A 19,237-nucleotide genomic window follows, 5' to 3' on the forward strand; every position below is an offset into this window, starting at 1 on the left:
GAAATGCAGTTTGTCATGCGGCTTGCCCGGGAGTTCCGGCGGGCAGACTGGCGGCGGATGCTGTCGGAAATGTCGGCCACTGAGCTTGGTGAGTGGGGCGATTATTTCCGGATGCAGAGCTTCAGTGATGTGTGGATGGATGCGCAGTTTGCCTCGCTGAAGGCATTGATCGTGAGAATGGTGTCCGGCAGCAGTGATGCTGCGGTGGCTGATTTCAGCCTTTTACCGGAAGAGAACGGGATACCGGAGCGAACGGACGAAGAACTGATGCATCTTGGAGAAGGTATTTCCGGAGGTGTGCGTTATGGACCAGATAGCCAACCTGGTCATTGATTTGGGGATTGATGCGGCAGAGTTTAAAAATGAAATTCCCCGTATCAAAAACCTTCTGAATGGTGCCGCCAGCGATGCAGAACGGTCTTCTGCCCGTATGCAGCGTTTTATGGAGCGTCAGACTCAGGCCGCCCGGCAGACAACGCAGGCGGCTTCTTCGGCTGCAACAGCCGCCTCCGTCCATGCGCAGACGGTGGAGAAGAACGCACAGGCTCATGAACGCATGGCCCGCGAGGTGGAGAAAACCCGCCAGCGCATGGAGGCGCTGAGCCAGAAAATGCGCGATGAACAGGCGCAGGCCATGGCTCTGGCGGAGGCTCAGGATAAAGCGGCTGCTGCGTTTTATCGTCAGATTGACAGTGTGAAACAGGCCAGTGCGGGGCTGCAGGAATTACAGCGTATTCAGCAGCAGATCCGACAGGCCAGAAACAGTGGCGGGATTGGTCAGCAGGATTATCTGGCGCTGATTTCTGAGGTTACGGCGAAAACCCGTGTTCTTACACAGGCTGAGGAAGAGGCTACCCGACAGAAAGTGGCGTTTATCCGTCAGCTTAAAGAGCAGGCAACCCGCCAGAATCTTTCTTCTTCTGAGTTGCTTCGTGCTAAGGCTGCCCAGCTGGGGGTAAGCAGTGCTGCAGAAGTGTATATCCGCAAAATGGAGCAGGCAGGAAAAGCCACGCATTCGCTGGGTCTGAAAAGTGCAGCGGCCCGCCAGGAGATAGGCGTTCTGATAGGTGAACTGGCTCGCGGCAATTTAGGTGCGCTGAGGGGATCCGGGATAACGCTGGCTAACCGTGCCGGATGGATAGACACACTGATGTCACCGAAAGGCATGATGCTGGGCGGGGTTATTGGCGGTATTGCCGCGGCCGTCTATGGTCTGGGTAAAGCCTGGTATGATGGTCAGAAGGAGGGGGAAGAATTTAACCGCCAGTTGTCGCTGACGGGGCATTATGCCGGAGTCACTGCCGGGCAGCTGTGGACGCTCAGTCGTGCTATTTCCGGGAATGGTATTACGCAACATGCTGCAGCCGGTGCGCTGGCTCAGGTGGTGGGGAGTGGTGCATTTCGTGGAAACGATATCGGTATGGTGGCGAGAGCTGCCGCACAGATGGAGCGATCGGTTGGCCAGTCGGTCAGCGATACCATAAATCAGTTTAAGCGGCTGAAGGATGATCCTGTAAATGCCGCGAAGGCTCTGGACAATGAGCTGCATTTTCTTACTGCCACTCAGCTTGAGCAGATACGCGTCCTTGGGGAACAGGGGCGGTCCAGTGATGCGGCACGGATAGCCATGTCTGCACTGGCAGAGGAAACCGGTCGGCGTACTGCGGATATTGATAATAACCTCAATGCGCTGGGCAGTACGCTGAAGTATCTGTCTGATTTATGGAGTCGTTTCTGGGATGCGGCCATGAATATTGGTCGTGAAGACTCGCTGGATGAACAGATTTCCGCTTTACAGGAGAAAGTGTCGCGGGCGAAAAGACTCCCCTGGACGGCATCATCTTCTCAGGTTGAGTACGATCAGCAGCGTCTTAACGAGCTTCAGGAGAAAAAACGCCAGAAGGATTTGCAGGATGCAAAAGAGCAGGCAGAGCGGAATTATCAGGAGCAACAGAAACGCCGTAATGCTGAAAATGCTGCACTGAACCGGATGAATGAAACGGAAGCAGCACGACATCAGCGTGAAATTGCGCGTATTAATGCCATGCAGTACGCCGATCAGGCTGTCAGGGATGCGGCGATACAACGTGAAAATGAACGTTACGAGAAAGCCCTGGCATCCGGTAAGAAAAAAACACGCGAACCCCGTAATGATGAGGCCACCCGGTTATTGCTGCAGTACAGTCAGCAACAGGCACAGGTGGAAGGACAGATTGCTGCTGCCAGACAGTCAGCAGGCATTGCCACGGAAAGGATGACAGAAGCGCATAAACAGCTTCTGGCTCTGCAGCAGCGCATCAGCGACCTGGACGGGAAAAAACTGACGGCAGATGAAAAGAGTGTGCTGGCCCGTAAAGATGAACTGATTCAGGCACTGACGCTGCTGGATGTAAAACAGCAGGAGCTTCAGAAACAGACGGCACTCAACGAGCTGAAGAAAAAAACAATTCAGCTGACCAGTCAACTGGCTGAAGAAGAGCGCGCTCAGCGTCAGCAACATGACCTGGATATCGCCACGGTGGGTATGGGTGATCAGCAGCGGCAGCGATATCAGGTACAACTGAGTCTTCGCCAGAAATACCAGCAACAGCTGGAACAGTTGAGGCGGGATAGTGAGCAGAAAGGAACATATTACACGGATGACTACAGAAAGGCCGAGCAGGCGCTGACGGAGAGCCTGAACCGACAACTGAATGAGAATCGCCGTTACTGGCAACAGCTTGAAGTTGTGCAGGGTAACTGGAAAAACGGAGTCCTGCGTGCATTTCAGGATTTTACCGTGGATGCAGATAATACGGCAGGAACAGCAGAACAGGTGTTCTCGTCAGCCTTCAGCAACATGGGAAATGGCCTGGCAACTTTTGTCACTACCGGCAAACTCAATTTCAAATCCTTCACCTCTTCTGTGCTGTCAGATATGGCGAAAATCCTGGCGCAGGCAACCATGATGAAATCGATAAAAGGGATTGGCAGTGTACTGGGATTTGATCTCAGCAGCCTTTCCCTGAATGCCAATGGGGGGATTTATCAGTCTGCTGATTTGAGTCGTTACAGTGGCACGGTGGTTAACCGTCCGACGTTTTTTGCTTTTGCAAAAGGCGCGGGTGTGATGGGGGAAGCGGGACCTGAAGCCATTCTGCCACTGCGTCGTGGTGCTGACGGTAAGCTGGGGGTTGTGGCGGATATTGGTGGTTCAGGTATGGCGATGTTTGCCCCGCAGTACAACATCGAGATCAATAACGATGGCACGAACGGGCAGATAGGTCAGGCTGCCCTGAAGGTGGTTTATGACCTTGGGAAAAAAGCGGCAGCGGACTTTATGCAACAGCAGGCCCGTGATGGTGGTCGGTTAAGTGGAGCATATCGGTAATGGAGACGTTTCACTGGAAAGTGCGCCCGGATATGAATGTGGTATCAGAGCCGAAAGTGGTGACAGTGAAGCTGGGCGATGGTTATGAACAGCGTCGTGCGGCGGGACTGAATAACCAGTTGTCGACTTACAGCGTGACGATACGTGTTCGTAAATGTGAACACCCATCTTTAAAAGCCTTTCTGGAACGGCACGGTGGCGTCCGTGCATTTCAGTGGACGCCACCTTATGACTGGAAACCGATTAGGGTGGTTTGTCGTAAATGGTCGGCAAGCGTGGGGGCGCTGTGGGTAACCATAACGGCAGATTTTGAACAGGTCGTGGCATAGGAGGCTCTGATGCAGGATATTCCACAGGAAACACATCATGAGACGACACGCCTCACTCAGTCAGCCCAGGTGGTGCTCTGGGAAATCGATCTGACAGAGGTCGGTGGTGAACGTTATTTTTTCTGTAATGAGCAGAACGAAAAAGGTGAGCCGGTTACCTGGCAGGGGCGGCAGTATCAGGCATACCCCATTCAGGGGACGGGATTTGAACTGAATGGCAAGGGCAGTGCTGCCCGTCCGACACTGACGGTTTCTAACCTGCACGGCATGGTCACCGGGATGGCGGAAGACCTGCAGAGTCTGGTCGGCGGAACGGTGGTCAGGCGTAAGGTTTACGCCCGTTTTCTGGATGCGGTGAACTTCGTCAACGGAAACAGCGACGCCGATCCGGAGCAGGAGGTGATCAGCCGCTGGCGCATCGAGCAGTGCAGCGAACTGAGTGCGGTCAGTGCCTCCTTTGTGTTGTCCACACCGACGGAAACGGATGGTGCCGTTTTTCCGGGGCGCATCATGCTGGCCAACACCTGCACCTGGACCTATCGCAGTGATGAGTGCGGTTATCACGGTCCGGCTGTCGCGGATGAATATGATCAGCCGACGTCCGATATCACGAAGGATAAATGCAGCAAATGCCTGAGTGGCTGTAAGTTCCGCAATAATGTCGGCAACTTTGGCGGCTTCCTTTCCATTAACAAACTTTCGCAGTAAATCCCATGACAGAGACAGAATCAGCGATTCTGGCGCACGCCCGGCGATGTGCGCCAGCGGAGTCGTGCGGCTTCGTGGTGAGAACGCCGGAAGGGGAAAGATATTTTCCCTGCGTGAATATCTCCGGTGAGCCGGAGGAGTATTTCCGGATGTCGCCGGAGGACTGGCTGCGGGCAGAGATGCAGGGTGAGATTGTGGCGCTGGTCCACAGCCACCCCGGTGGTCTGCCCTGGCTGAGTGAGGCTGACCGGCGGCTGCAGGTGCAGAGTGATTTGCCGTGGTGGCTGGTCTGCCGGGGTGAGATTCATAAATTCCGCTGTGTGCCGCATCTCACCGGGCGGCGCTTTGAGCACGGGGTGACGGACTGTTACACGCTGTTCCGGGATGCTTACCATCTGGCGTGGATTGAGATGCCGGATTTTCATCGTGAGGATGACTGGTGGCGTCACGGTCAGAATCTCTATCTGGATAATCTGGAGGCAACTGGGTTATATCAGGTGCCGTTGTCAGCGGCGCAGCCGGGCGATGTGCTGCTGTGCTGTTTTGGTTCATCGGTGCCGAATCATGCCGCTATTTACTGCGGCGACGGCGAGCTGCTGCACCATATTCCTGAACAACTGAGCAAACGAGAGAGGTATACCGACAAATGGCAGCGACGCACACACTCCCTCTGGCGTCACCGGGCATGGCACGCATCTGCCTTTACGGGGATTTGCAACGATTTGGCCGCCGCATCGACCTTCGTGTGAAAACGGGGGCCGAAGCCATCCGGGCGCTGGCCACACAGCTCCCGGCGTTTCGTCAGAAACTGAATGAGGGCTGGTATCAGGTGCGCATTGCCGGGCGTGATGCAGGCGAAAATGAATTATCTGCCCGTCTTAATGAGCCGCTGGCAAATGGTGCCGTGATCCACATCGTGCCGCGTCTGGCGGGAGCTAAAAGTGGCGGTGTGTTTCAGGTGGTGCTTGGGGCGGCGCTGATTGCGGTGGCATGGTGGAATCCTGTGGGTTGGCTGGGTGCCGCGGCTGTATCGGGCATGTATGCGGCAGGGGCCAGTATGATCCTGGGCGGAGTGGCGCAGATGCTGGCACCGAAAGCCAGGACGCCCACGGCAGCCAGTACAGATAACGGCAAACAGAACACGTATTTCTCCTCACTGGATAACATGGTTGCCCAGGGCAATGTTCTGCCCGTTCTGTACGGTGAAATGCGCGTGGGGTCGCGGGTGGTTTCTCAGGAGATCAGCACGGCAGACGAAGGGGATGGTGGTCAGGTTGTGGTGATTGGTCGCTGATACAAAATGTTTTATGTGAAACCGCCTGCGGGCGGTTTTGTCGTTTATGGAGCGTGAGGAATGGGTAAAGGCAGCAGTAAGGGGCATACCCCGCGCGAAGCGAAGGACAACCTGAAGTCCACGCAGTTGCTGAGTGTGATCGATGCCATCAGCGAAGGGCCGATTGAAGGTCCTGTGGAGGGATTAAAAAGTGTGCTGCTGAACAGTACACCGGTGCTGGACAATGAGGGGAATACCAACATCTCCGGCGTCACGGTGGTGTTCCGGGCCGGTGAGCAGGAGCAGTCACCGCCTGAGGGATTTGAATCCTCCGGCTCCGAGACGGTGCTGGGTACGGAAGTGAAATATGACACGCCGATCACCCGGACCATCACGTCGGCAAATATCGACCGTCTGCGCTTTACCTTCGGTGTACAGGCACTGGTGGAAACCACCTCAAAGGGAGACAGGAATCCGTCGGAAGTCCGCCTGCTGGTTCAGATACAGCGTAACGGTGGATGGGTGACGGAAAAAGACATCACCATTAAGGGCAAAACCACCTCGCAGTATCTGGCATCGGTAGTGGTGGATAACCTGCCGCCGCGCCCGTTTAATATCCGGATGCGCAGGATGACGCCGGACAGCACCACAGACCAGCTGCAGAACAAAACGCTCTGGTCGTCATACACCGAAATTATCGATGTGAAACAGTGCTACCCGAACACGGCACTGGTCGGCGTGCAGGTGGATTCGGAGCAGTTCGGCAGCCAGCAGGTGAGCCGTAATTATCATCTGCGCGGGCGCATTCTGCAGGTGCCGTCGAACTATAACCCGCAGACGCGGCAATACAGCGGTATCTGGGATGGAACGTTTAAGCCAGCATACAGCAACAACATGGCCTGGTGTCTGTGGGATATGCTGACCCATCCGCGCTACGGCATGGGGAAACGTCTTGGTGCGGCAGATGTGGATAAATGGGCGCTGTATGTCATCGGCCAGTACTGCGACCAGTCAGTGCCGGACGGCTTTGGCGGCACGGAGCCGCGCATCACCTGTAATGCGTACCTGACCACACAGCGCAAGGCGTGGGATGTGCTCAGTGATTTCTGCTCGGCGATGCGCTGTATGCCGGTATGGAACGGGCAGACGCTGACGTTCGTGCAGGACCGGCCATCGGATAAGGTGTGGACCTATAACCGCAGTAATGTGGTGATGCCGGATGATGGCGCGCCGTTCCGCTACAGCTTCAGCGCCCTGAAGGACCGTCATAATGCCGTTGAGGTGAACTGGATTGACCCGAATAACGGCTGGGAGACGGCGACAGAGCTTGTGGAAGATACGCAGGCCATTGTCCGTTACGGTCGTAACGTCACGAAGATGGATGCCTTTGGCTGTACCAGCCGGGGGCAGGTACACCGCGCCGGGCTGTGGCTGATTAAAACAGAACTGCTGGAAACGCAGACTGTGGATTTCAGCGTGGGGGCCGAAGGCCTTCGCCATGTGCCGGGCGATGTTATTGAAATCTGCGATGATGACTATGCGGGGATCAGCATCGGCGGGCGCGTGCTGGCGGTGAACAGCCAGACCCGGACGCTGACGCTCGACCGTGAAATCACGCTGCCATCCTCCGGCACCACGCTGATAAGCCTGGTTGACGGTCAGGGTAATCCGGTCAGCGTGGAAGTTAAGTCCGTCACCGACGGCGTGAAGGTGAAAGTGAGCCGTGTTCCTGACGGCGTTGCAGAATACAGCGTGTGGGGGCTGAAGCTACCGACGCTGCGCCAGCGCCTGTTCCGCTGCGTGAGTATCCGTGAGAACGACGACGGCACGTATGCCATCACCGCCGTGCAGCATATACCGGAAAAAGAAGCCATCGTGGATAACGGGGCGCACTTTGACGGCGACCAGAGCGGCACGGTGAATGGTGTCACGCCGCCAGCGGTGCAGCACCTGACTGCCGAAGTCACCGCAGACAGCGGGGAATATCAGGTGCTGGCGCGCTGGGATACGCCGAAGGTGGTGAAGGGCGTGAGCTTCCTGCTTCGTCTGACCGTGACAGCGGAAGACGGCAGTGAGCGGCTGGTCAGCACAGCCCGGACGACGGAAACCACATACCGCTTCACGCAACTGGCGCTGGGAAACTACAGGCTGACAGTCCGGGCGGCAAATGCCTGGGAGCAGCAGGGCGATCCGGCATCGGTATCGTTCCGGATTGCCGCACCGGCAGCACCGTCGCGGATTGAGCTGACGCCGGGTTATTTTCAGATCACCGCCACGCCGCATCTTGCGGTTTATGATCCGACGGTACAGTTTGAGTTCTGGTTTTCGGAAAAGCGGATTACCGATATCAGGCAGGTTGAAACCAGCGCGCGTTATCTTGGTACGGCGCAGTGCTGGATAGCTGCCAGTATCAATATCAGGCCGGGCCATGATTATTATTTTTATGTTCGCAGTGTGAACACCGTCGGCAAATCGGTATTTGTGGAAGCTGTTGGCCAGCCGAGTAATGATGCGTCCGGCTATCTGGATTTTTTCAAAGGAGAGATAGGGAAAACACATCTGGCCCAGGAGCTGTGGACACAAATTGATAACGGTCAGCTTGCCCCGGATCTGGCTGAAATCAGGACATCCATTACGAATGTCAGCAATGAAATCACCGAGACCGTTAACAAGACACTGAAAGACCAGAGCGCAGCAATCCAGCAGATACAGAAGGTTCAGGTTGACACCAGTAATAACCTGAACAGTATGTGGGCTGTGAAGCTGCAACAGATGAAGGATGGACGCCTTTATATTGCGGGTATCGGTGCCGGTATTGAGAATACCCCGGACGGCATGCAGAGTCAGGTGCTTCTGGCTGCAGACCGGGTGGCATTTATTAACCCGGCGAATGGTAACACCACTCCTGCACTGGTCACACAGGGCGGACAGACGTTTATTAATGAGGCGCTGATCAAGTTCCTTATTGCTCCCACGATTACCAGTGGTGGTAATCCTCCGGCATTCTCCCTGACACCTGACGGAAAGCTGACTGCTAAAAATGCGGATATCAGTGGCAGTGTGAATGCGAACGCCGGGACGCTCAACAATGTCACGATTAATGAGAACTGTCTGATAAAAGGAAAACTGTCTGCCAGTCAGATTGAGGGCGATATTGTCAAAGCGGTGGGAAAGGCTTTTCCACATGATCCGCGCGAATCAGAATTTAAACCGTGGCCGTCAGGTACGATTACTGTGAGGATAGATGATGATCAAAAATATGACAGACAAATTGTCATTCCTGCTGTTGCGTTTCGTGGGGCGAAGCACCGGCAGGCATCCACAAACAGTGAATATTATTCATCCTGTCGTCTTGTTGTAAAAAAGAATGGTTCTGTAATTTATGACAAATCGACCAACGATGTTACAGCCATTTACACAGGCATCATGGATATGCCAGCCGGTTCTGGAGGAATAACTCTTGAGTTTTCAGTTTCTGCGTCAAACGGGAATTATTATCCTTCAGCGACTATCAGCGATTTGCTTGTGGTCATTATGAAAAAATCCACAGCTGGTATCAGTATCAGCTGAATGTTTAAAACCCAAACCGGGCGCCAGAAATGGCGCCTTTTTTATTGCAGAAAAGTGAGAGGTAATTATGCGTAAAGTATGTGCAATTCTTTTGTCCGCAGCAGTATTCCTGACCGTATCGGGTACGACAGTGAGTGCAGCAGAACACCATAGCACATTAAGCGCAGGATATATTCATGCTCATACGAAAATGCCAGGCGGTGATGATCTGAATGGTATTAACGTGAAATACCGTTATGAATTTACGGACACGCTTGGGATGGTGACGTCATTCAGTTATGCCAACGCCGAAGATGAGCAAAAAACGCATTACAGCGATACCCGCTGGCATGAAGATTCCGTTCGTAACCGCTGGTTCAGCGTGATGGCGGGGCCGTCTGTACGCGTGAATGAATGGTTCAGCGCATATGCGATGGCGGGTGTGGCTTACAGCCGTGTTTCGACTTTCTCCGGGGATTATCTCCGCGTAACTGACAACAAGGGGAAAACGCACGATGTGCTGACCGGAAGTGATGATGGTCGCCACAGTAACACGTCTCTGACGTGGGGGGCTGGCGTGCAGTTTAACCCGACCGAATCCGTGGCCATTGATATTGCTTATGAAGGCTCCGGCAGTGGTGACTGGCGCACTGACGGTTTCATCGTGGGTGTCGGTTATAAATTCTGATTAGCCAGGTAACACAGTGTTATGACAGCCCGCCGGTTCAGGCGGGCTTTTTTGTGGGGTGAATATGGCAGTAAAGATTTCAGGTGTACTGAAAGACGGAACAGGGAAACCGGTACAGAACTGCACCATTCAGCTGAAGGCAAAACGTAACAGTACCACGGTCGTGGTGAACACGCTGGCCTCAGAAAATCCGGATGAAGCCGGGCGTTACAGCATGGACGTTGAGTACGGTCAGTACAGCGTTATTCTGATGGTGGAAGGATTCCCGCCGTCACATGCCGGGACCATCACCGTGTATGAGGATTCAAAGCCGGGGACGCTGAATGATTTTCTCGGTGCCATGACGGAGGATGATGCCCGTCCGGAGGCACTGCGCCGTTTTGAACTGATGGTGGAAGAGGTGGCGCGTAACGCGTCCGTAGTGGCACAGAACACGGCAGCCGCGAAGAAGTCAGCCAGCGATGCCAGCACATCTGCCAGTGAGGCGGCAACCCATGCGACTGATGCCGCAGGCTCAGCACGCGCAGCCAGCACGTCCGCCGAACAGGCCGCATCGTCTGCTCAGTCAGCATCTTCCAGCGCAGGAACGGCATCAACAAAGGCCACGGAAGCGTCAAAAAGTGCTGCCGCTGCAGAGTCCTCAAAAAGCGCGGCGGCCACCAGTGCCGGTGCCGCGAAAACGTCAGAAACGAATGCGGCAGCGTCACAACAATCAGCAGCCACTTCTGCATCCACTGCGACGACGAAAGCGTCAGAAGCCGCCACTTCAGCCAGAGATGCGGCTGCCTCCAAAGAGGCGGCAAAATCATCAGAAACGAACGCCTCCACAAGCGCCAGCAGTGCAGCCTCCTCGGCAACGGCGGCAGGAAATTCCGCGAAGGCGGCAAAAACGTCAGAGACGAATGCTAAGTCTTCTGAAACGGCAGCGGAACAGAGCGCCTCAGCTGCGGCAGGCTCTGAGACAGTAGCTGCATCATCGGCCCGTGAAGCATCCATTAAGGCAGAGGAGGCAGCCGCCAGTGCCACCGCCGCCGGGAAATCGGCAGAAAGCGCCGCATCGTCCGCTTCAACAGCTACAACGAAGGTTACTGAAGCCACTGAACAGGCCAGCGCAGCAGCGAGGTCTGCTTCCGCAGCGAAGACATCCGAGACGAACGCGAAAGCGTCGGAAACCAGTGCAGAATCCTCAAAAACGGCAGCCGCATCGTCAGCCAGTTCGGCGGCGTCATCGGCATCATCTGCGTCTGCTTCAAAAGATGAGGCGACCAGACAGGCGTCAGCGGCGGGAGAGAGTGCGTCAACGGCATCCACGAAGGCGACAGAGGCGGCAGGAAGTGCGACGGAGGCAGCTCAGAGCAAAAATGCGGCAGAATCCGCGGCAACGCGCGCCGAGACAGCTGCAAAACGGGCAGAGGATGTTGCATCTGCCGTGGCGCTTGAGGATGCGAGCACGACGAAAAAGGGGATAGTACAGCTCAGCAGTGAGACCAGCAGCGAATCTGAGACGCTTGCAGCAACACCGAAAGCGGTCAAGTCTGCATACGACAACGCTGAAACACGCCTTCGGAAAGACCAGAACGGCGCAGATATACCTGATAAAGATAGGTTCCTGAGCAACATTAACGTCTACAGCAAAGGTGAAGTTGATCAAAAAAGGGGGATGCGTAAGTATTCCTTTTCTGCGCCAGCGAATGTTGTTGACGGGAAATGGTATCCGATTGTATTGCGCCGTTCAGCCGGATATAACGATGAACTTGCCAGCCGGGTGGTCATATCAACAAGACAGAATGCTGGTAATGATCCCATGAATAACTGCGAATTTAATGGCATCGTTACAAGTGGTGGTTGGTCGGACAGAGGATCATATGCTGCGGGTTATTTCTGGGCATATCAGTCTGAGGAACGGTCTATTCACTCAATTATCGCAAGCACTAAAGATGATGATGTTTGCAGTGTATTTTATGTTGAGGCCAGAGCTTTTCCGATTAAAGTATTTGCTGAGGAAGGGTTAAGTGTCATTGTACCGACAACTGATTATACAGCAGGTCAAACTACATATAAGTGGGGTGTAACAGAACCTGCTACTGAATGTATAAATGCCCGTACTGTAATTGATTTTAACCAGGGGCGTGGTTATTACTGCTCGCATCAGTTTATTGGTGCCTTGCCTCTGTCTGGGGGGCAAATGTCCGGTGCATTGACTTTAGCAAATATGGCGCAACCATTAAGAACTCCAGGTGGTGGCATATTTGCCAATGATGGCAACTTGTATATCAATAAACCGGGTTTCGCTGGATGGATTGATGCACTCTTTTTGAAATTAACAGGAGGCACAATAACCGGGTCGCTTACCGTTAATGGCGGCATTAAGGGTAATGCTTCAACGGCTACGAAGCTTCAAACGCCAGTAAATATTAATGGTGTTAAGTTTGATGGCTCAGGTGACATCAACATTAATACCTTAGTGTCCAGAGGTATGGTGGCCGCATTAAGTGGCAATACACAAGGCACCCCAGGCGTTCAGATGTATGAAGCGTATAAAAATGGCTACCCCACGACTTACGGCAATGTGCTTCATATGAAAGGTGCGAATGCTGCAGGAGAGGGTGAATTGCTTATCGGCTGGAGTGGTACAAGCGGTGCCCATGCTCCGGCATTTATTCGTTCACGACGGGATGCTACCGACGCAAACTGGTCGCTATGGGATCAGCTTTACACAACGGCTTATCCTCCTTCAGAGCTTTATCCTGCAGGGGCACCGATACCGTGGCCATCAGACACAATTCCATCTGGTTATGCTCTGATGCAGGGGCAGACTTTTGATAAATCAGCATATCCGAAACTTGCAACCGCTTACCCATCTGGTGTGATCCCTGATCTGCGTGGATGGACAATTAAGGGCAAACCCGCCAGTGGTCGCGCTGTATTGTCTCAGGAACAGGATGGTATTAAATCGCATACCCACAGTGCCAGTGCATCCAGTACGGATTTGGGGACGAAAACAACCAGTTCGTTTGATTATGGTACTAAGTCCACGAATAACACCGGGGCGCATACACATAGTATTAGCGGGACAGCAAATAGTGCAGGTGGGCACCAACACCAGAGTTCTGGACCATATGCGAATTCTAATAGAACTGCACTCTTTCCTAACGGTTATACCCAGGTTTCAGTCACAAACGTACCAGTTGTACCACAGGAATCTGGCTCAGGTACGAGCCGTATATCAGGGAAGACATCATCAGATGGAGCACATACCCACTCATTGTCTGGTACTGCCGCATCTGCAGGGGCACACGCACATACTGTCGGTATTGGTGCCCATGCACACACTGTGGCGCTGGGTGCACATGGACACACCATCACCGTTAACGCTGTTGGTAACGCGGAAAACACCGTCAAAAACATCGCATTTAACTATATTGTGAGGCTTGCATAATGGCATTCATAATGAGTGAACATCCACAGACCATAAAAATTTATAATCTGCTGGCCGGAACCGGCGAATTTATTGGTGAAGGTGATGCATATATTCCACCCCATACAGGTCTGCCTGCAAACAGTACCGATATTGCACCGCCAGATATTCCGGCTGGCTTCGTGGCTGTTTTTAACAATGAGGATACATCATGGCATCTCGTTGAAGACCACAGGGGAAAAACGGTCTATGACGTGGCATCAGGGGACGCGTTATTTATTTCTGAACTCGGCCCGTTACCAGAAAATGTCACCTGGTTGTCGCCGGATGGGGAATATCAGAAGTGGAACGGCACAACCTGGGTGAAGGATGCGGAAGCAGAAAAACTGTTTCGGATACGGGAAGCGGAAGAAACAAAAAATAGCCTCATGCGGGTAGCCAGTGAGCATATTGCGCCACTTCAGGATGCTGCAGATCTGGAAATTGCAACGGAGGAAGAAATCTCGTTGCTGGAAGCATGGAAAAAGTATCGGGTATTGCTGAACCGTGTTGATACGTCAACTGCACAGGATATTGAATGGCCAGCACTGCCGTAGGGTAAAACATATAAATTCTATAATTAGATGTATCTTTCCATTTACGGCAAGGAAGGGGGCTTGGAAGACGTAAAGCATCTCACACCGAGATTATTTTTTATATGTCAGGTGTCTGAAGTTTTGCTTTGGCTCTTAAAATGGTTTGCCGCGAGGTTTTGAATTCCCGGGCAATGGCACTTATACTTACACCTGACTTAATTCGTTCGAATACCACCTGTTTCTGTTCTTCATTTAACACAGGTGGTCGACCAAAACGTTTCCCTGCGCCCCGGGCTCTTACTATCCCGGAATGAGTGCGTTCAAGTAAAAGGTCTCGTTCAAATTCAGCGACTGCTGAAATTACTTGCATCATCATTTTTCCTGTTGGACTGGTCAGGTCAATGCCCCCCAATGCTAAGCAATGCACTCTGATACCTGTTTCGGTCAGTTGTTCCACTGTTTTCCTGATATCCATTGCATTACAACCAAGGCGATCCAGTTTTGTCACAATCAATTGATCACCACATTTCAGGCGAGCAAGCAACCGGTTAAAACCAGGACGCTCACTGGTTGCTGCTGAGCCGCTAATGTGTTCTTCGATTATTTGCTGAGGTTTGATTTTAAAACCTGCACTTTCGATTTCCCGGCGTTGATTTTCGGGGGGCTGATCCAGCGTTGATATCCGACAGTAAGCAAAAATTCGAGACATAGTGAGACTCTATACGAAATTGGTGTACATATCATAATGCATATCCAAAAATTATTTCGCTTATTATTGTACATATTTGTATGTATACGTTCGAAAATAAACGAATTCGGATGCAGTCCCGTAATTTTGGTGTAACCAAAAATCGATTTTTTGAAAAATGGCTTTAACTCGGTTTGTTTTTCGAACTCCGGGCGGACTCGAGGAAGACGAATAATAGTGTTGTATGTTATTTTAACCAGATTTTAAGTTGTTTGGTCGTGGAAAAGTGGAGCAAAATGTTGTTAAAGTGGAAAAATGGTAAAAAAAGTAGGTTGTTGCGGAATAACGTAGTTGTTGATATTTTTTTAATGCATTGAAAAATTATTTTTCAGGGGAGGTATTACACTTTACCATTTAAATTTTGGTTGTCTTTAAGAACTGATATCGCTGTTTGTAATAATTCTTTGTTATCCAGCCATGACTTTTTCTTTATGTTTCCTTCAATGTAATCAAGCAATGTTCTGGTATTGATAGGTCTTCCCTGTTTTGCTACTTCCACGACAGCATCTCCCAGGATAATTCTGACTTCAGGAAGCTGCGCAGGGAACCACTTTAGGGTGTCTTTTGATTTCATGAAGATATTCCTTAAAATATTATTGGTTTTCATTGCAATATTGTATGTCTGATTCAGGATATGTTGACTTATACATCGGTTTTGTCCGGGTTATTGGATATGCCAATCCCTAATTTTATTAGAGCATGACCAAAAATGCTGAATATGATAAGTAGTGAAGTGATTATCAGTATGCTGTTCATATAGCCTCGAATTAGTATGGTGTTATATATAATATAGTTGACAATTTTTATCCTGGGTGTTCTTAAAGTTCGTAGATGAACACTGTAGTTTCAGGTATACAGGAATGCTTACAGATAGAGGCAAAAGTCAGGAGGTTAATGGCGCAAACTGAAGGGGTAGCTGCGAACTAACTTAGGTAGAGACTCTACACGGATTCGGTTTAAAAGTATACATAGATAACAATTTTTATCTGAAGAAGAAAAATATTAAGGTGATATGGTCATATATACTTTAATGCGGAAGAATGAATGTGATGAGAGTGCTGTATCTGAATGGTTGAAAAACCGCAGACACGTCGTATGCAAGAACGTGCTGCGGTTGGCTGGTGAACTTCCGATAGTGCGAGTATTGAATGATTTCCAGCCGTTACCGATTTTACGTGTTAATTAGTGAACAAACCACTCGTCAGCAGACTCCCAGGTATCTTTCAGAGTTTCCTGAACAAAAGTTTTAGCTGAATCTTTATCGGCGGTGCGCGTAACAGAAAGGCCATCGTTGCTGGTGGCTTTTACGATCACCTCTACATCGTCATAACGCTTACTGATGCGTCGAGTTAATTCTTCCTTTAACGCATCCACAGCACCGTTTGGCATTTTAGTCATTTTCTCTTTGGCTATGCAGATCTCAATACGCATAAAAATCCCTCTACACTGTGTTTGTATACAGTGTTATTTTTAACTGTATGAATAAACAGTGTCAATAGAACAAAGATTGCTGCATGTACAAATGTTCTTTGGCTACAAATACACCTACTGATCATGTTCTGCTATGCTCTGATACCTCCAAAATGTACAATCAGCGGCATGAATTTTTCTTTGTACATATGATTGTACATAATCAAAGAGACAACAATTATGACAAGCCTTTTGGCCGCAGAGGTAGCGAAAAGAAGAACCTTTGCAATTATTTCTCACCCGGACGCCGGTAAAACGACCATCACCGAGAAGGTGCTGCTGTTCGGACAGGCCATTCAGACTGCCGGTACAGTAAAAGGCCGTGGTTCCAACCAGCACGCTAAGTCGGACTGGATGGAGATGGAAAAGCAGCGTGGGATCTCCATTACCACCTCTGTGATGCAGTTTCCGTATCACGACTGCCTGGTTAACCTGCTCGACACCCCCGGGCACGAAGACTTCTCGGAAGATACCTATCGTACCCTGACGGCGGTGGACTGCTGCCTGATGGTTATCGACGCTGCAAAAGGTGTTGAAGATCGTACCCGTAAGCTGATGGAAGTTACCCGTCTGCGCGATACGCCGATCCTTACCTTTATGAACAAACTTGACCGTGATATCCGCGATCCGATGGAGCTGCTCGATGAAGTTGAGAACGAGCTGAAAATCGGCTGCGCACCGATCACCTGGCCGATTGGCTGCGGCAAGCTGTTTAAAGGCGTTTACCACCTTTATAAAGACGAAACCTATCTCTATCAGAGCGGTAAAGGTCACACCATTCAGGAAGTCCGTATTGTTAAAGGGCTGAATAACCCGGATCTCGATGCTGCGGTTGGTGAAGATCTGGCACAGCAGCTGCGTGACGAACTGGAACTGGTGAAAGGCGCGTCTAACGAGTTCGACAAAGAATTGTTCCTTGCGGGCGAAATTACTCCAGTGTTCTTTGGTACTGCGCTGGGTAACTTCGGCGTCGATCATATGCTGGATGGCCTGGTAGAGTGGGCACCTGCGCCGATGCCGCGTCAGACTGATACCCGTACCGTAGAGGCGAGCGAAGATAAATTTACCGGCTTCGTATTTAAAATTCAGGCCAACATGGACCCGAAACACCGCGACCGCGTGGCGTTTATGCGCGTGGTATCCGGTAAATATGAAAAAGGCATGAAGCTGCGCCAGGTGCGCACCGCGAAAGATGTGGTGATCTCCGACGCGCTGACCTTTATGGCGGGCGACCGTTCGCATGTTGAAGAAGCGTATCCGGGCGACATCCTTGGTCTGCACAACCACGGCACTATTCAGATCGGCGACACCTTTACCCAGGGTGAGATGATGAAGTTCACCGGTATCCCGAACTTTGCGCCGGAACTGTTCCGTCGTATCCGCCTGAAAGATCCGCTGAAGCAAAAACAGCTGCTCAAAGGGCTGGTACAGCTTTCCGAAGAGGGCGCGGTGCAGGTGTTCCGTCCGATCTCCAACAACGACCTGATCGTTGGTGCGGTTGGTGTGCTGCAGTTTGATGTGGTGGTAGCGCGCCTGAAGAGCGAATACAACGTTGAAGCAGTGTATGAGTCAGTCAACGTTGCCACTGCACGCTGGGTAGAATGTGCGGACGCGAAGAAATTCGAAGAGTTCAAGCGTAAGAACGAAAGCCAACTGGCGCTTGATGGCGGCGATAACCTCGCTTACATCGCTACCAGCATGGTCAACCTGCGCCTGGCGCAGGAACGTTATCCGGACGTTCAGTTCCACCAGACTCGCGAGCATTAATTCTTGCCTCCAGGGTGCGGCAGCCGCTGCGCCCTGTCAATTTCCCTTCCTTATTAGCCGCTTACGGAATGTTCTTAAAACATTCACTTTTGCTTATGTTTTAGCGGATATCCCGAGCGGTTTCAAAATTGTGATCTATATTTAACAAAGTAATGACATTTCTGACGGCGTTAAATACCGTTCAATGCGTAGATATCAGTATCTAAAGCCGTCAATTGTCATTCTACCGATATTAATAACTGATTCAGAGGCTGTAATGGTCGTTATTCATCACCCATCGCTTTTGTGATGGCGACCATTGACTTCTGTAGAGGGTGAAGTCTCTCCCTATTCAGCAATGCAACCTCGTGTTGCCAGGCTCAAATTACGAGCAAACATACAGGAATAAATCGATGACTATGACAAGACTGAAGATTTCGAAAACTCTGCTGGCTGTAATGTTGACCTCTGCCGTCGCGACCGGCTCTGCCTACGCGGAAAACAACGCGCAGACTACCAATGAAAGCGCAGGGCAAAAAGTCGATAGCTCTATGAATAAAGTCGGTAATTTCATGGATGACAGCGCCATCACCGCGAAAGTGAAGGCGGCCCTGGTGGATCATGACAACATCAAGAGCACCGATATCTCTGTCAAAACCGATCAAAAAGTCGTGACTCTGAGCGGTTTCGTTGAAAGCCAGGCTCAGGCCGAAGAGGCAGTGAAAGTGGCGAAAGGCGTTGAAGGCGTGACCTCTGTCAGCGACAAACTGCACGTTCGCGACGCTAAAGAAGGCTCTGTGAAGGGCTACGCGGGTGACACCGCCACCACCAGTGAAATCAAAGCCAAACTGCTGGCGGACGATATCGTCCCTTCACGTAAAGTGAAAGTTGAAACTACCGATGGTGTGGTTCAGCTCTCCGGTACCGTAGATTCTCAGGCACAGAGCGACCGTGCTGAAAGTATCGCCAAAGCGGTAGACGGTGTGAAAAGCGTTAAAAATGATCTGAAAACTAAGTAATTCGTCGTAATTCGACCTCCCGAACTTTGTCGGGAGGCGCGATGTGCACCACACTAAAAATATCGCATTGAGTGATTTTCACGCTCATATCAAGCGGTGACATTAACTATGGTAAAGGAGACGCTTATGTTTCGTTGGGGCATCATATTTCTGGTTATCGCGTTAATCGCCGCCGCACTTGGGTTTGGTGGTCTGGCCGGTACTGCTGCAGGCGCAGCTAAAATTGTCTTTGTCGTCGGGATTATTCTGTTCCTGGTGAGTTTGTTCATGGGCCGAAAACGACCCTAGATTTCAGACCATTAAGAAAATTTTATCCAAAGCCAGTCCAACGGACTGGCTTTTGC

General features: G+C 51.5%; 17 protein-coding genes. 13 read left to right on the forward strand and 4 right to left on the reverse strand.

Translation table 11 applies throughout. The annotated features are described in order from the left end of the window. The first annotated feature begins 3 nt into the window (after positions 1 to 3). The 10 genes from EFER_RS22220 to EFER_RS22275 all read left to right on the forward strand — a co-directional run bounded on the left by EFER_RS22220 (position 4) and on the right by EFER_RS22275 (position 13,931). Entirely contained in the window at positions 4 to 333 is a 330-nt protein-coding gene (locus EFER_RS22220; protein ID WP_001161009.1) for a phage tail assembly protein T, read from the forward strand. Continuing rightward, a complete protein-coding gene (locus EFER_RS22225; protein WP_000372016.1) occupies positions 305 to 3,370 on the forward strand; it encodes a phage tail tape measure protein in 3,066 nt (1,021 codons plus the stop codon). Before EFER_RS22220 ends, EFER_RS22225 begins: the two co-directional genes overlap by 29 nt. Then, positions 3,370 to 3,699, forward strand: a complete 330-nt coding sequence (locus EFER_RS22230) for a phage tail protein (RefSeq protein WP_000447253.1) — start codon at positions 3,370 to 3,372, stop codon at positions 3,697 to 3,699. The genes EFER_RS22225 and EFER_RS22230 overlap by 1 nt, the downstream gene beginning before the upstream one ends. 9 nt (positions 3,700 to 3,708) lie before the next feature. Further along, positions 3,709 to 4,407 carry a phage minor tail protein L gene (locus EFER_RS22235; protein WP_001152389.1) on the forward strand — a complete coding sequence of 233 codons (699 nt, stop codon included), beginning with the start codon at positions 3,709 to 3,711 and terminating at the stop codon, positions 4,405 to 4,407. Between the two features lie 5 nt (positions 4,408 to 4,412). Next, positions 4,413 to 5,156: a C40 family peptidase gene (locus EFER_RS22240; RefSeq protein ID WP_000140749.1), complete on the forward strand. Its 744-nt coding sequence runs from the start codon at positions 4,413 to 4,415 to the stop codon at positions 5,154 to 5,156. Next, positions 5,054 to 5,701, forward strand: coding sequence for a tail assembly protein (locus EFER_RS22245; protein ID WP_000741577.1), 648 nt, complete (start codon positions 5,054 to 5,056; stop codon positions 5,699 to 5,701). The genes EFER_RS22240 and EFER_RS22245 overlap by 103 nt, the downstream gene beginning before the upstream one ends. A 60-nt stretch (positions 5,702 to 5,761) precedes the next feature. Further along, positions 5,762 to 9,250 carry a phage attachment tail tip protein J gene (gene gpJ / locus EFER_RS22250; RefSeq protein WP_000515509.1) on the forward strand — a complete coding sequence of 1,163 codons (3,489 nt, stop codon included), beginning with the start codon at positions 5,762 to 5,764 and terminating at the stop codon, positions 9,248 to 9,250. A 67-nt stretch (positions 9,251 to 9,317) separates the two neighbouring features. Further along, positions 9,318 to 9,917 (forward strand): Ail/Lom family outer membrane beta-barrel protein, encoded by a 600-nt coding sequence (locus EFER_RS22255; RefSeq protein ID WP_001233184.1) that lies wholly within the window; start codon positions 9,318 to 9,320, stop codon positions 9,915 to 9,917. Between the two features lie 64 nt (positions 9,918 to 9,981). After that, the gene (locus tag EFER_RS24365; RefSeq protein WP_000279178.1) at positions 9,982 to 13,356 is read left to right on the forward strand and encodes a prophage tail fiber N-terminal domain-containing protein; all 3,375 of its coding nucleotides are present in this window, start codon (positions 9,982 to 9,984) and stop codon (positions 13,354 to 13,356) included. Then, positions 13,356 to 13,931: a tail fiber assembly protein gene (locus EFER_RS22275; RefSeq protein WP_000874134.1), complete on the forward strand. Its 576-nt coding sequence runs from the start codon at positions 13,356 to 13,358 to the stop codon at positions 13,929 to 13,931. Before EFER_RS24365 ends, EFER_RS22275 begins: the two co-directional genes overlap by 1 nt. A 97-nt stretch (positions 13,932 to 14,028) precedes the next feature. Here the strand turns inward: EFER_RS22275 and EFER_RS22280 are convergent, their stop codons facing one another. The 4 genes from EFER_RS22280 to EFER_RS22290 all read right to left on the reverse strand — a co-directional run bounded on the left by EFER_RS22280 (position 14,029) and on the right by EFER_RS22290 (position 16,089). Next, a complete protein-coding gene (locus EFER_RS22280; RefSeq protein ID WP_000086511.1) occupies positions 14,029 to 14,619 on the reverse strand; it encodes a recombinase family protein in 591 nt (196 codons plus the stop codon). A gap of 379 nt (positions 14,620 to 14,998) precedes the next feature. Next, positions 14,999 to 15,232, reverse strand: coding sequence for a cold shock protein YdfK (ydfK, locus tag EFER_RS22285; protein WP_000836769.1), 234 nt, complete (start codon positions 15,230 to 15,232; stop codon positions 14,999 to 15,001). Between the two features lie 68 nt (positions 15,233 to 15,300). Then, a complete protein-coding gene (locus EFER_RS24375) occupies positions 15,301 to 15,414 on the reverse strand; it encodes a YnaM/YnfT family protein (protein WP_001372053.1) in 114 nt (37 codons plus the stop codon). Positions 15,415 to 15,840: 426 nt separating this feature from the next. Beyond that, positions 15,841 to 16,089 (reverse strand): DinI-like family protein, encoded by a 249-nt coding sequence (locus tag EFER_RS22290; RefSeq protein ID WP_001217539.1) that lies wholly within the window; start codon positions 16,087 to 16,089, stop codon positions 15,841 to 15,843. A gap of 219 nt (positions 16,090 to 16,308) precedes the next feature. Between EFER_RS22290 and prfC the strand changes: the two genes are divergently transcribed. The 3 genes from prfC to EFER_RS22305 all read left to right on the forward strand — a co-directional run bounded on the left by prfC (position 16,309) and on the right by EFER_RS22305 (position 19,181). Beyond that, entirely contained in the window at positions 16,309 to 17,895 is a 1,587-nt protein-coding gene (gene prfC, locus EFER_RS22295) for a peptide chain release factor 3 (RefSeq protein ID WP_000202563.1), read from the forward strand. A 392-nt stretch (positions 17,896 to 18,287) separates the two neighbouring features. Beyond that, positions 18,288 to 18,893 carry a molecular chaperone OsmY gene (osmY, locus tag EFER_RS22300; protein ID WP_001295410.1) on the forward strand — a complete coding sequence of 202 codons (606 nt, stop codon included), beginning with the start codon at positions 18,288 to 18,290 and terminating at the stop codon, positions 18,891 to 18,893. A gap of 126 nt (positions 18,894 to 19,019) precedes the next feature. Beyond that, the gene (locus tag EFER_RS22305; protein ID WP_000490275.1) at positions 19,020 to 19,181 is read left to right on the forward strand and encodes a DUF1328 domain-containing protein; all 162 of its coding nucleotides are present in this window, start codon (positions 19,020 to 19,022) and stop codon (positions 19,179 to 19,181) included. The last annotated feature ends 56 nt before the right edge of the window (positions 19,182 to 19,237 follow it).

The organism is Escherichia fergusonii ATCC 35469, assembly GCF_000026225.1.
GTDB classification, from domain to species: Bacteria; Pseudomonadota; Gammaproteobacteria; order Enterobacterales; family Enterobacteriaceae; genus Escherichia; species Escherichia fergusonii.

What these genes read in the sequence shown, in the direction of transcription:
- EFER_RS22230 (WP_000447253.1), top strand. Translation starts at nt 3,370, where the DNA reads ATGGAGACGTTTCACTGGAAAGTGCGCCCGGATATGAATGTGGTATCA.
- EFER_RS22255 (WP_001233184.1), top strand. Translation starts at nt 9,318, where the DNA reads ATGCGTAAAGTATGTGCAATTCTTTTGTCCGCAGCAGTATTCCTGACC.
- EFER_RS22280 (WP_000086511.1), bottom strand. Translation starts at nt 14,619, where the DNA reads ATGTCTCGAATTTTTGCTTACTGTCGGATATCAACGCTGGATCAGCCC.
- EFER_RS22305 (WP_000490275.1), top strand. Translation starts at nt 19,020, where the DNA reads ATGTTTCGTTGGGGCATCATATTTCTGGTTATCGCGTTAATCGCCGCC.
- prfC (WP_000202563.1), top strand. Translation starts at nt 16,309, where the DNA reads ATGACAAGCCTTTTGGCCGCAGAGGTAGCGAAAAGAAGAACCTTTGCA.
- EFER_RS24365 (WP_000279178.1), top strand. Translation starts at nt 9,982, where the DNA reads ATGGCAGTAAAGATTTCAGGTGTACTGAAAGACGGAACAGGGAAACCG.
- EFER_RS24375 (WP_001372053.1), bottom strand. Translation starts at nt 15,414, where the DNA reads ATGAACAGCATACTGATAATCACTTCACTACTTATCATATTCAGCATT.
- EFER_RS22245 (WP_000741577.1), top strand. Translation starts at nt 5,054, where the DNA reads ATGGCAGCGACGCACACACTCCCTCTGGCGTCACCGGGCATGGCACGC.
- EFER_RS22275 (WP_000874134.1), top strand. Translation starts at nt 13,356, where the DNA reads ATGGCATTCATAATGAGTGAACATCCACAGACCATAAAAATTTATAAT.
- EFER_RS22290 (WP_001217539.1), bottom strand. Translation starts at nt 16,089, where the DNA reads ATGCGTATTGAGATCTGCATAGCCAAAGAGAAAATGACTAAAATGCCA.
- EFER_RS22240 (WP_000140749.1), top strand. Translation starts at nt 4,413, where the DNA reads ATGACAGAGACAGAATCAGCGATTCTGGCGCACGCCCGGCGATGTGCG.
- EFER_RS22235 (WP_001152389.1), top strand. Translation starts at nt 3,709, where the DNA reads ATGCAGGATATTCCACAGGAAACACATCATGAGACGACACGCCTCACT.
- EFER_RS22225 (WP_000372016.1), top strand. Translation starts at nt 305, where the DNA reads ATGGACCAGATAGCCAACCTGGTCATTGATTTGGGGATTGATGCGGCA.
- osmY (WP_001295410.1), top strand. Translation starts at nt 18,288, where the DNA reads ATGACTATGACAAGACTGAAGATTTCGAAAACTCTGCTGGCTGTAATG.
- gpJ (WP_000515509.1), top strand. Translation starts at nt 5,762, where the DNA reads ATGGGTAAAGGCAGCAGTAAGGGGCATACCCCGCGCGAAGCGAAGGAC.
- EFER_RS22220 (WP_001161009.1), top strand. Translation starts at nt 4, where the DNA reads ATGCAGTTTGTCATGCGGCTTGCCCGGGAGTTCCGGCGGGCAGACTGG.
- ydfK (WP_000836769.1), bottom strand. Translation starts at nt 15,232, where the DNA reads ATGAAATCAAAAGACACCCTAAAGTGGTTCCCTGCGCAGCTTCCTGAA.